Genomic DNA, 12,451 nt, shown 5'->3' with positions numbered 1-12,451 from the left:
CTTCTGGGCCTAAAGAGGCTCCACTACCGAGGGAAACAGCAGCCGCTACCATCTTGGTGACGGGTCGCAGGGGTAGCAACTCTCGGACGCCTTGGGCCGCGGCAATCAGTGAAGAAATACTCGGCCCAAAATCGGGCCAAGCAAGACGCATTAAACCAACGATTAATCCTCCCAAAATGGGAATACAAGCTAAAGTCCAGGCACCCCAGCCTCCAATTATCCCCATCACCCCTTCCAGCATCAAGCTGTGGATGACAGCGATTAAATAGTGAAACGTGACAACGCCCATCCCGGTGCCGGTGCCAATTAGTACAGCCAACAGCAGGACGACGCTTTCGGGTGAGGGTTCAAGTCGATTGAGAATTTTAGTAAGACGAGAAGCCGGAGAAGTTGGTGCGGATGATTCCGCCAACAGCACATCTGACAATGGAGTGGCGCTCATTGATGGAGGTTAACAGGAAAAATGAGAAAAAGCTTAATTTTTATTCATGATTTTCATTGTAACTGCGAGCGATTGGCTATCAGCTTTAAAAGGCGAACAATTAGGGAAAATTTTGGGTTTTTAGCCTGCATAAACAGAGCATCCGGCATTTTGCTCGTTTTATGGTTTGCATGATGTACAACTTTGATGTGTGAAACCTTAATTTCTATCTATAGCGATCGCTAGAGATATACTGTTTGCCACTCTCAAACAAAGCCGGTTGAATCAGGAAGCAACCCAACTCGAATCTGGAGCAGCTATTCAACGTCTGTGTGTGTTAGCGTTGTCTGCTGCTGTGCGTCTGCTTCAATTCCTCAAAGGCTTGAAGATGTCACTCAATCAGCAACAGTCATCTTCTGTGATGCCCAGCAGCATTGCCTCACAGAGCTTACACCCACACTTAATGGTCACTTAATAGTCGCATCCCAAAACAACGAACCCTTGTCCTCCCCTAAGGTTGGCTTAGGCAACTTGATTGCTCTACTAGACGGTTGACTCGGCTAGTAGAGCCAACGGACTACCGGAATTGCCACTCTTTTTCAGGATCTGCGACAGTTTGATTCTCTGTGTCTCGGTTGGTCTTTAGCTTCTTGCCTAGATGTGTATACACAGTAGTCGCTTGCAAAGGGACGCAGGGGTAGGGTTCTCCCCTATTTCAGCCAACTGAAATAGGTAAATTTTTTCTACAACCGATCGCAACAATAACGCTAAATTCGGCATTAATGGCTATTAATCGCTGAAATTCAGCTTAAATTACCTTTAGCATTCATTACCACTTCTCTCCTGGGAATTAGGGCACCAGAGGCAACTTTATTTCTCAAGAACGATACCTCAGCGGGATGAAAAGGAGAAAATACTGCTCTAAGCATTTTTTTCATCAAACTCCAAACACTTCTATGGCAACTCCGATTGAATTTAATTTATTTGCTCCCTATAACAATGGAGCTGCTTTAATTGGGGATTTTTCTAACTGGGAAAGCATCCCAATGAAAAAAGGTAATGATGGTTATTTCCGTACCACAGTTGAACTGGAAGATGGAGTTTATCAATACAAATTCCGTGTTCAATCCAAGTCTTGGTTCTTTGAACCAGATCAATGGATAGAGGTAGTTGACCCCTACGCCACCGATATTGATAATCCCACCCAAAACGGTGTTGTGAGAATTAAAGATGGTGAGCGGATTGTGGATACATACGTTTGGCAACATGACGATAAGCCACTGCCAAGCGATCGCGAATTAGTCATTTACGAATTGCACGTTGGCGACTTCTCCGGTGGTGAAGATGATCCCTACGCCCGAGGCAAATACGAACACGTTGTAGAAAAATTAGATTACCTATGCGAGTTAGGAGTTAATGCCATTGAGTTAATGCCAGTGAAGGAGTATCCAGGGGACCATAGCTGGGGCTATAATCCTCGTCACTTCTTTGCTACAGAATCCAGTTATGGCACAACTGAAGGGTTAAAAAACCTAATTGATGAGTGTCATGGTCGTGGAATTCGCGTCATTATGGACGGAATTTTTAACCACTCAGAAGCAGAAAGTCCACTGACGCAAATAGACCACGATTATTGGTACCATCATTCTCCGCGCGACCCTGATAATAACTGGGGGCCAGAGTTTAACTATGAACACTATGATGAAAATCTAGATCTTAAGCCTGCATGGAAGTTTGTTGGCGATACCGTGCGCTTCTGGATTCAGGAATTTCACATTGATGGCATTCGCTACGATGCAGCCAGACAAATTGCCAACTACGATTTCATGCACTGGATTGTTCAGGAAGCAAAAAATGCAGCTGGGCCAAAGCCGTTTTACAATATTGCCGAACACATTCCTGAAACCCCCAGCATTACGAATGTAGATGGACCAATGGATGGCTGCTGGCATGACAGTTTCTATCACTGCATTCTAGAACATATCTGCGGCGATACCTTTGACTTAGAGCGTCTCAAGGATGCCATTGACTGCAAGCGGCAAGGCTTCATGGGTGCTACGAATGTTGTGAATTACCTGACGAATCACGACCACAATCATGTTTTAGCTGAGTTAGGCGATCGCGGCATTTTGGATGAAGAAGCATTTAAGCGGAGAAAGTTAGGTTCTGTCATCAATATGACCGCTGTCGGCGTACCTCTGCTGTGGATGGGTGAAGAGTTCGGAGAGTATAAATACAAAACAACTGAACAAGCAAAAATTGATTGGACGCTCTTAGGTCATGACCTCAATCGCGGAATGTTTGAATTTATCAAAGGCTTGATTCATCTCCGTAAAAATAATCATGCCCTCTACACCGAAAATATTGACTTTATCCATGAAGATCCAGAAGCAAAGGTATTAGCCTACAGCCGCTGGAATGGCGAGGGTTCTCGTGTTGTCGTTGTTGCAAACTTCTCTGACAATTTCCTAGGAGGCTATCACGTTCCTAACTTCCCCGAAGCAGGAACCTGGCACGAATGGACTGGCGATTATGATGTCGAAGCAGGGGAGGATGGCATCCAGCTCGACTTAGGAAGTTACGAAGCCAAAGTATTAGTTTGGCAGTAATCGAAACTTTCCAAAGCCTTGAACAGTAGCTTCTCTTTGCCGCCCTTAAAAAAGCAAAAAACTACTGTGTCTATACAGTGAACCTGCCAGTCTCGTTTTACTCCCCGTTAGCCGCTGCGCTAATGCTCTGCTATGGCGCAGCGTGGATTGGGGAATTGAATTATTCGTTAATATACTGCCTCACAACTCGAACGGTATTAAATGGATAGGTTTAGGAAAACAATTATTTCCTAAAATAAGTATTGATTAGAGCCTTGCTTTTTAAGAAGCGAAGTTTCAACCCTTACTAGACGTGAGAGCCAAAACCCATAAGGCTAATGAAGCAACAACTCTATTAGATACATTGCCTAAAAATCAGTGGATAATTTTAAGCACTTTTCAGTTGCTGACTCTGCGTACTGGGTGCTAAAGCCCAACCTTCGCATCTTAATTTTTGGTAGGTTGCCCAACCCTTAGAACCGCCCGGAACTGGATAGTCTGGTACAGCATATTCGGGAAAAGCCGTATAAGGTCGCCACGGTTGATTGGGTGCGGTTCGTAAATGCAACAACTTTTCTCCACTGACTCCCATCGCTGGCAACCAACACATTTGTTTCAACATTGGAAACTCCTTAATTCAACTTAGAAATAATTGATTAATCAGACAATCTCTTTCTAGGAAAAACTAGATAGTAACTGCTGCAAAGCAGTAAGCAAGCATGATAAATGCAAGACCGAGACTAAGAGTAGAAAGTAGGGGAAGCCATTGTAATGTACCCATCTTCAGCTCCTTTGAGCTGTTATTTATGACCCGATCTTCCCTATTCATCTCTGAATTGACATCTCTCGCTAGCCTTATTTGCAGTCTTTTTAAACCTATCTCTTAAAGTTTAGAAAACAGTTTTTGTCTACTACTCCAGATATAAAAATCCGGAAGTTAGTTAATTTTGTTTTTAAAGATACAAACTTTATTAATGTTCTGCTATTTCTCAAGATAGATAATTCAGTATAATTCATTACTAAACTTTAAAATTATAAATGCAGGCTTCAAAAATGTTTGCAAAGAACCATTAGTCAACTAAGTAAGCGAATCTACTTCATTAAAAGGTTTTATGGCAGCAGTCGAATTCAATTTATTTGCTCCTCGCAACCAAGGAGCGGCGTTAATCGGCTCTTTTTCTAACTGGAAAAACATTCCAATGGAAAAAGGTAAGGATGGCTATTTCCGAACCCAGGTAGACTTGGAGGATGGCATTTATCAATATAAATTTCGAGTTCAATCGAAAAGCCCAAAATTTGAACCCGATCAATGGGTGGATGTAATCGACCCATACGCTACAGACGTTGATGAAGCAAGAGGCCACAGTGTCGCGCGGATCAAAGATGGGAAGCGAATTGTTGATACTTACGTTTGGCAGCATGACGATACGCTTTTGCCAGACAATCACGAATTAGTCATCTATGAAATGCACGTTGCAGATTTTTCCGGTGGTGAAGATGACCCACACCAGCGAGGCAAATACCAAGACGCGATCGCTAAGTTAGATCATTTGAGCGAACTCGGAATTAATGCCGTCGAATTGATGCCAGTAAATGAGTATCCCGGTGATTACAATTGGGGCTATACAGTCCGCCACTACTTCGCTACAGAATCCAGTTACGGCTCCACAGAAGATTTGAAGCGGTTTATTGACGAGTGTCATGGTCGAGGCATTCGCGTTTTCATGGATGGGATTTATAACCACACAGATGAAGAATGCCCGTTAATGCTGATTGACCGGAATTACTGGTACTACGAGCATATGCATTATCCAGAAGACCCGGGTAATTACTGGGGACCAGAATTTAACTACGACAACTACGACGAAAAGTTGGATGTTAAGCCTGCTTGGAAATACGTCGGAGATGTGGTGCGTTTCTGGGTTCAGGAATATCACATTGATGGGATTCGCTTTGATGCCGTGCGCCAATTGGCAAATTATGAATTTTTGGATTGGCTTGCGAAGCAAGCCAAGAAAAATACTGCTCCTAAGCCGTTCTACAACATTGCCGAACATATTCCCGATACCAAAACCGTAGTTTATCCAGAAGGTCCGCTGGATGGTTGTTGGCATGAAAGTTTTCGCTACTTTGTGCTTCCACATATTTGTGGCGAAATGTTTGAATTAGAAAAACTGAAGGAAGTTTTAGATCCCAGAAGGCAGGGTTATACGGCTGCTACGAATGTAGTGAATTATTTGGCAACTCACGACCGCCAACGTTTGATGAGAGAATTAGGCGATCGCGGGATTTTTGACGAAGCCGCATTTAGGAGAGCCAAGTTAGGAGCTGTTTTGTTAATGACGGCGGTAGGTGTGCCAATGCTCTGGATGGGAGAAGAGTTTGGAGAATACCAGCGCAAAAGTGAAAACGTGACTCAGCCAAAGAAAATTGCTTGGCCTTTGTTGTCACAAGACTTAAATCAAGATTTGTTTGAGTATTACAAAAAGTTAACCGCTCTCCGGAAAGAAAATCCAGCTCTTTCTAGCGATAACATTGAGTATTTTCACGAAAATCCAGAGGCAAAAGTGTTGGCGTACTACCGTTGGAACGAACCCGGTTCCCGTGTGGTTGTTGTGGCGAATTTCTCAGATAAGTCTCTGTCAGGGTATTGCATTCCTAACTTCCCATCCTCTGGGACGTGGCAGGATTGGATGAATAACTCCCGCATCGAAGCTGGAGAGGATGGCTCTCTAGTTGACTTGCCAGAGTACGAAGCGAAGGTGTTTGTCTGTCAGTAACCGAATCTATTGCTTGGAAGAATCTTTCAACTCAAGGAGGGACAATTGATAAATTGTCCCTCCTTGACGTATGGCGTCTCTACAACTCTTATGCCGTGATATCCTGATTTTTGCAAGCTACTTCCCCACTGTGTGCAAACTTTGGGGTTGGAGTTTTTTAGTCCACAATCTCACGTTGATAGCAGCATATCTGCAATGTTCTCATCCCAACCCCCTGAAGAGAATGGGTCTTCCGTCCAAACCGTCTCGTTGACGGATGAATCCGGGCGATCGCTTAGTTGTTACATTGAGCATTCAATAGAAGTAGATGGTGAAGAATACGTCATCCTCCTGCCGGTAGATTCACCTGTAGAAATTGTGGCGTGGGACGAGGAGAAGGAGGAGGAAGAAGCCACCTTAGTCGAAGACGACGCCGAAATTGACGAAGTTTTTCCTACGGCTCAAGCAGTCCTGGCAGAGCGGAATCTCGCCTTAAAGCGAACCGCATTTGCTCTGACTGTTGCCGGTGAACTGCCTGCGGTTGAAGAGGAAGAAATCCTCACCTTGGAAATCGAAGATGACGATACTCAGCTCGAACCAGAGGAATTTCAGTTTCTAGCCAGCTTTTATCACAAAGAACAAGAATACACAATATACACGCCTCTAGATCCGCTGCTACTGTTTGCGCGGATTAATAGTGCGGGTGAACCAGTGCTACTTTCCCCTGAGGAATTTAAAAAAGTGCAACCGCTGCTGGAAGATCAGCTATTTGATGAAATGGAATAGGTAAAGAATTAAAAATTAGAAATTGAAAATTAAATATGAAGAATTTTCTTTTTTTAATTTTTAATTTTGCCTTCTTAATTCCATGACAGCGGTTGTTACCCGCAATCAAGATGAAAGCAATCCAACGCATCTCCAAATGGACGTTTTATCTCGCCTTAATCCCAGCAACGCTTGGACTCTGTGCATGGCAGGGTTGGGCGTGGTGGAGCTGGGCGAGTGCGCCCCCCGTTGCCGAAACTCAACCGTCAGCGAATGCTGGAAAAGATACATCAGTGCTAATCCGGATTCCTCAAGGAACCTCGGCGCAGCAGATAGGGCGCGATCTAGAAGCAGCAGGGTTGATTCGCTCCGCTGATGCTTGGAAGCTATGGACGTTTTGGTTGGACTTGCAAAAGCGACCGGGTGGGTTTAAAGCTGGGACTTACCAGTTGTCACCCACCCAGCCGCTGCCAGTGATCGCTGATAAAATTTGGACGGGCGATGTCGTGCAGCTTTCCTTCACAATCCCTGAAGGATGGTCGCTTCAGCAAATGGCGGCTTACTTTGAATCTCAGGGATTTTTCAAAAGCGAAGAATTTCTCACTGCCGCCACTCAGATTCCCAAAGACCAGTATCCTTGGCTACCTGCGGATTTGCCTTATTTAGAAGGTTTTTTGTACCCGGATACCTACAAGCTAAATAGCGATCGCATCACCCCCCAAGCCATCATCAAACAAATGCTAGATCGCTTTGAACAGGTGGCACTCCCAATCTATCAACAAGCGCCAAACAAAACCCAGATACCTCTTCTTCAATGGGTGACATTGGCTAGTATTGTCGAAAAAGAGGCAGTGATTCCGGTCGAACGCCCTCAGATTGCTGGTGTGTTTACACAACGCCTTCAGAAAGGGATGAGACTGGAATCCGATCCAACAGTTGAGTATGGACTCGGCATTCGGCAAACAGCGGATCAGCCCTTAACTTTGGCTCAGGTGAGGACAGCCTCCCCCTACAATACTTATCTCAACGCAGGATTGCCCCCAACTCCCATCGCCAGCCCTGGCTTAGGAAGTCTCAAAGCCACTCTCAATCCTGAAAAAACAGACTACCTCTTTTTTGTGGCTCGCTACGATGGCACCCATGTGTTTAGTCGGACGCTACAAGAACACCAAGCCGCTACAAATGCGATTCGCCAACAACGGCAACAAAGCCGCTAACAACAGTACCTAGATTGGTCTAGTCGCCAAGCTGCCAATAAGTCTAATTAAGATCGGGGAAGTTGGACTTGCAACTACTAGCAATCCCATTGATAACTTTGCCGGGTTGAAAAAGCTCTTACCTGGGAGTTCTCCTAACAACTCACACTTACAATTAAAAACTGCTTATGTCCTGGGTAACACGGTTACAGCCTGACTTAATTCTGGGCAGACCTATTGTGAGTCTGACCCCCGATCTTCTCCAGCAATATCATCTCAAAGGTTTAGTCTTGGATGTCGATGACACGCTGGTACCCCTAAAAGCAGCCGAGGCGTCTGAAGAACTCGTGGAATGGGTGAAGGAAATTAGACAGGTGGCGACGCTATGGCTGGTGAGTAATAACTTGAGCGAAAACCGAATTAGTGGCATCGCTCGCTCGTTAAATTTGCCTTACATTACCAGCGCTGCTAAGCCATCGCGGCGCAAGCTGCGGCAGGCTGTCACCGCGATGAACCTTCCTGTCGAACAAGTAGGGATGGTGGGCGATCGCTTATTTACAGACGTTTTAGCAGGCAACCGACTCGGTATGTTTACCATTCTCGTCGAGCCGATGCTTGACCCAGCGCTTACTGTGCGCTCTTATCCAGTCCGTACCTTTGAAGTCTGGGTGTCCCAAGCCTTGGGCGTCTCGCTCACCGCAAAGCAACAAAACTTAAGAAATCCAGACAAATCCTGAAAAACCAAAATATAAAGAAATAATTATGAGATTCTCGATTGTCAAAAATCCCTGGCATTATACATATGGTTCAAATGGGGTCAGCCAATATAAAGACCCTAAACATTAATCCCCGTGAATACCTGTGTAAAGCGTCAGTTCCCAGATGGAGGAGCTGGCGTTTTACAATTTGGAATGGGAAATCGGCTGAAGCTAATCACTCATTGCCAATTCCCAGCCTCCAGACGCGATAAATCGCATCTGATTTATCGCGTCTGGACAATCTGCTCCCCCTCCCCTCTACTCCCCTGCGCCCCCTCTCTTTTGTGAGTCAAACCCTTGTCATCAAAATTGGTACTTCCAGCCTGACATCGCCTGAAACAGGTCATCTGGCTCTTTCCACCATCGCTGCCTTAGTAGAAACCCTCACAGATTTACGGCGGCAAGGTTATAAAGTGGTGCTAGTTTCTTCGGGTGCTGTCGGAGTGGGTTGCGCCCGCTTGGGACTCGTGCAACGTCCGCGCACCCTAGCACTCAAACAAGCAGTGGCAGCAGTCGGTCAGGGACGCCTGATGCGCGTATACGATGACTTTTTTACAACCTTAGAACAACCCATTGCCCAGGTTCTCCTGACTCGCAGTAGCTTCAAAGAACGCTCAGCTTATATCAACGCCTCCAACACCTTTCGGGAACTGTTGCGGTTGGGCGTCATCCCCGTGGTGAATGAAAATGACACCGTAGCCGTAGAGGAACTGAAATTTGGGGATAATGATACGCTTTCAGCCCTAGTCGCCAGCTTGATAGAGGCAGATTGGCTATTTTTAATGACCGATGTAGACCGACTGTACTCCGCCGATCCGCGTCAAGTTCCGGATGCTCAGCCGATCGCTCTAGTGAACCACATTGATGAGCTGGAAGAATTACAAGTGCAAACAGGCGATCGCGGCTCTCAATGGGGCACAGGTGGCATGGTTACAAAAATTACTGCCGCCCGCATCGCTACCAGCGCTGGAGTTCGGACAGTCATCACCGAAGGGCGATTTCCCCGCAACATCCAAAAAATCTTGCAAGGAGAACCCCTCGGCACTCAGTTTGAACCCCGCGACACGATGGGCAATGCCCGTAAGCGCTGGATTGCCCACGGGTTGATTCCCGCTGGGAAGCTATATCTGGATAAGGGAGCGATCGCGGCAATTAGTCAGGCAGGAAAATCCCTCTTAGCTGCTGGGATTACCCTCGTCGAGGGAGACTTCCAGGCGTCAGACGCTGTGCAGTTATGCGACCCTCAAGGACGGGAAATAGCTAGAGGGCTGGTGAACTACAGCAGCGACGAGCTACAGCAAATTAGTGGACGCCGTTCCGAAGAAATTCCTGCCATTTTAGGCTACGCCGGTGCAGAAACCGTCGTCCATCGAGATAATCTTGTCATTAGTTAGTCAGCAGTCAGTTGTTTTTTCTGCCAATAACTAATAACAAATGACTAATTACGACTAATTGCTTCAGGCGGAGCAATATCAGGCCCAACCGCCACTCCTTTCTGACCCGCCTTTAAACCGGGTTTCGCAGCAGGTTTCACAGGACGATGCGACTCAGAAGCAGATGAGTTGTTAGGAACATCCGGTGGAGAATCAGCAGACGCTGATGATTGTGAATGGTTTGACATCAACGCGAGTCCCCCCACTGCCCCTGCCACTAGCGCAGCATAGCCCACATACAAATGAACTGTATTGAGCTGAAATCCAAATCCTGGCACTGATTTCGGTCGGTACCAAGAAGGCAGTACAGATTTTGCAGGATCGGGCGCGGGTAAGGAAGCAGCCATTGCAGCACCATCTAACCCCAAGGCGACCCCCATCCGGCGAATAAAACCTCGGACATAGATATCCTCAGGCAAATGCTCGAAGCAACCGACTTCCAAAGCCTGAATGTGATGAAGCGGCACGAGTGTTTGATTGTGAAGTTGCCGCAGAGTCATTGACTGTGCATGACGTGCTTGCCCTAATTGCTGACCAATTTGACGCAGGCACTCTTGCCGTTTCTCATCTGCGATTTGCGCTGCCAGTTCCGCCTTAGAGAGCTTTTTGAGTGGTTTGGGAAAAACCGGATCTGGGCTGGTTGGGAGAGGCAGTGGCGTAATGTCTACTAAATCGGCAGGTGAGGCATTCATACTGCGTCCTTGGTCATTCGTTAAAGTTAAGTCATTCGTCGTTGATTCTGGGTGATTAACGGATGACTGTTCGCTATGGACTGATGACTCTTGAGGCTGAGTGCTGGCTTGCGGCTCTTGTTGATTGTTACCAATTTCTGGAGATGTGACTGGGACAACCTTATAAGTTTTCGCAAACTGCTGGAACGCTAGCCGGATGGCTTCTCTCCCTACTGCCTTAACCATAATCTGGGCACTCCCAGCAGCTTCTCCCAAGATTGTCTGTAACCCAGCCAAGGCACGATTGTAGACTTCGCTGCTATGGAGTTCAGATTCTATCCGGCTAAGGATAGACCGTAATACTTCCTGAGAAATTTCAATGGTTGGGCTTTCGGTAATACCGCTACCATATGCCGATTGTAATGCCATGACTTTTCTTGTCGAGCGTGCTTGAGGAAAACCAAACTTATGCGATCGCTCGCGAGCGTGCATTCCTGAGAGCCTAAAACGGCTCCCCACGACGGTTACAGGGGCTTTTCACCCATAACTGACGGTGAATTCGCAGGCTGTTTGAGCTATCTGAGTAAAGTATTCGGCAAGCGGGAACTAGATTCCGGATCGAGCAAAAGTCAATTTTCTCTGTTCAGCGGCGTCACTTAGAACCTGAAGTGCGTTTAAACTTAATAAATTAAAATAACAATTTTCGCCTTATTTAGAATCCAGGGGTCAGACTGAGGATAGATTCTGGCTCCTGGATTCTGTAGAGACCTTGTGGTGGTCAGTCTCAACTTGGCTCCTGACAACTGAATGCAATTTGGCGGTTTAGTGCTGACGGCGGTTTCCTGGCTGGTAATCTTTAACCCAGCAGCGTTCCAAAAGGTGAATTCTGTAACAATACGAGAAGCGGCGGGGATTGAGCACTAATTTAGTTTTGGAACTAAACAGGGGCTGATTGAGAAACTGCCACAGAGGGAACCGAATCTTGCCGTTTTGGGGAGCCATAGTTTGAAAATTCCAGATAGCAGTAGTACAAAACAGGGGCACCGTGCATCTATCTATGGTGACATCTGCTTGGTTAATATTACCTTGCCAAAGATTACTACAAATTTGCTTGGGTTAGATTACGGAATCTCTAGAAAGTGTTTTTGCAAACTCTGTACTTCCACGGATGCGCTGTTGAACTGCCCAGTTAGGGTACTCTGCTACTAGAGCGTAAGCGCTATGTAAGCGCTCTTCTAGAGACCGTGTCAAGATATTTCAAGGAGCAGCTCAACAATTGAATCTTAGGTACTTATACTTAATAGATGTAGCGAGATTTTCTACTACTACCAAAGATAGAAAAAATTTATAGGCGAGCAGACTTAAATAAATTTACAAATCTTAAAATATCAGGGGCACCAAGGCTAGTAAATTGCGTAAGTTTTAATCTGCAAAGATCGACTACAACCTCAATTAAGTTCACAAGATACAGCAATCCTACTCAAGTTGTGATGATTCAGGGCTTGAGATACCCAACTTCTTAGAAGTTGGGTATCTTGCCTTCGGGAATTATTTAGAACTGCTGTAGCAATCTTATTCGACTTGTGAAATAAAAAAACTGCGTAAGCGATGCTGACGTACACAATCTCCGCTTTAGGCGCAAAGAAGGCCAAGGAAAGCTCAGAAGCAGTCTATTAGTTTTACAAAATATTGAATCTAAGATTGCAAGAGCAATTCATCTCATTCAAAAAATGTTAGATGCTTCTCTTAAGTGCTTATGTAAAATAAATTACACATAATAAAAAGTAGAATAAGCTAAAACAAAAGTCAAGAAAACAAGAGACTTATGAGATTTATTAGAGATTTAAGCCGAGAAACTCA

The 12,451-nt window shown here is 45.6% G+C and carries 10 protein-coding genes and 1 pseudogene; 7 read left to right on the top strand and 4 right to left on the bottom strand.

What is annotated here, in order from left to right; translation table 11 throughout:
- Positions 1–442, bottom strand: a pseudogene (locus NDA06_RS24865) (chloride channel protein); the annotation flags it as partial.
- 259 nt (positions 443–701) lie between these two features.
- On the opposite strand from NDA06_RS24865, the gene NDA06_RS24860 reads away from it, so the two are divergent.
- Together NDA06_RS24860 and NDA06_RS24855 are read left to right on the top strand one after the other, a co-directional pair.
- Positions 702–896 carry a hypothetical protein gene (locus NDA06_RS24860; RefSeq protein ID WP_190985506.1) on the top strand — a complete coding sequence of 65 codons (195 nt, stop codon included), beginning with the start codon at positions 702–704 and terminating at the stop codon, positions 894–896.
- 481 nt (positions 897–1,377) lie between these two features.
- Positions 1,378–3,030, top strand: coding sequence for an alpha-amylase family glycosyl hydrolase (locus tag NDA06_RS24855; protein ID WP_190410790.1), 1,653 nt, complete (start codon positions 1,378–1,380; stop codon positions 3,028–3,030).
- Positions 3,031–3,397: 367 nt separating this feature from the next.
- On the opposite strand, the gene NDA06_RS24850 is transcribed toward NDA06_RS24855, so the two are convergent.
- Positions 3,398–3,631: a hypothetical protein gene (locus NDA06_RS24850; protein WP_190410789.1), complete on the bottom strand. Its 234-nt coding sequence runs from the start codon at positions 3,629–3,631 to the stop codon at positions 3,398–3,400.
- 490 nt (positions 3,632–4,121) lie between these two features.
- Between NDA06_RS24850 and NDA06_RS24845 the strand changes: the two genes are divergently transcribed.
- The 5 genes from NDA06_RS24845 to proB all read left to right on the top strand — a co-directional run bounded on the left by NDA06_RS24845 (position 4,122) and on the right by proB (position 9,881).
- Positions 4,122–5,789 carry an alpha-amylase family glycosyl hydrolase gene (locus tag NDA06_RS24845; RefSeq protein ID WP_190985507.1) on the top strand — a complete coding sequence of 556 codons (1,668 nt, stop codon included), beginning with the start codon at positions 4,122–4,124 and terminating at the stop codon, positions 5,787–5,789.
- A gap of 195 nt (positions 5,790–5,984) precedes the next feature.
- On the top strand, positions 5,985–6,554 hold the full coding sequence (locus NDA06_RS24840; protein ID WP_190410787.1) for a DUF3727 domain-containing protein: 570 nt from the start codon (positions 5,985–5,987) through the stop codon (positions 6,552–6,554).
- Positions 6,555–6,664: 110 nt separating this feature from the next.
- Positions 6,665–7,750, top strand: coding sequence for an endolytic transglycosylase MltG (gene mltG / locus NDA06_RS24835; RefSeq protein WP_190985508.1), 1,086 nt, complete (start codon positions 6,665–6,667; stop codon positions 7,748–7,750).
- Positions 7,751–7,917: 167 nt separating this feature from the next.
- A complete protein-coding gene (locus NDA06_RS24830; protein ID WP_190985509.1) occupies positions 7,918–8,466 on the top strand; it encodes a YqeG family HAD IIIA-type phosphatase in 549 nt (182 codons plus the stop codon).
- Positions 8,467–8,771: 305 nt separating this feature from the next.
- Entirely contained in the window at positions 8,772–9,881 is a 1,110-nt protein-coding gene (gene proB, locus NDA06_RS24825) for a glutamate 5-kinase (RefSeq protein ID WP_190410784.1), read from the top strand.
- A gap of 44 nt (positions 9,882–9,925) precedes the next feature.
- On the opposite strand, the gene NDA06_RS24820 is transcribed toward proB, so the two are convergent.
- Positions 9,926–11,083 (bottom strand): helix-turn-helix domain-containing protein, encoded by a 1,158-nt coding sequence (locus NDA06_RS24820; protein ID WP_190985510.1) that lies wholly within the window; start codon positions 11,081–11,083, stop codon positions 9,926–9,928.
- Between the two features lie 330 nt (positions 11,084–11,413).
- Positions 11,414–11,593: a hypothetical protein gene (locus tag NDA06_RS24815; RefSeq protein ID WP_190410782.1), complete on the bottom strand. Its 180-nt coding sequence runs from the start codon at positions 11,591–11,593 to the stop codon at positions 11,414–11,416.
- Positions 11,594–12,451: the final 858 nt, after the last annotated feature.

It is taken from the genome of Trichocoleus sp. ST-U1, assembly GCF_039961835.1.
Classification (GTDB): Bacteria; Cyanobacteriota; Cyanobacteriia; order Cyanobacteriales; family FACHB-T130; genus FACHB-T130.
The sequence above is the reverse complement of the archived record's forward strand: the minus strand, read 5'-3'. Positions and strand labels throughout refer to the sequence as shown.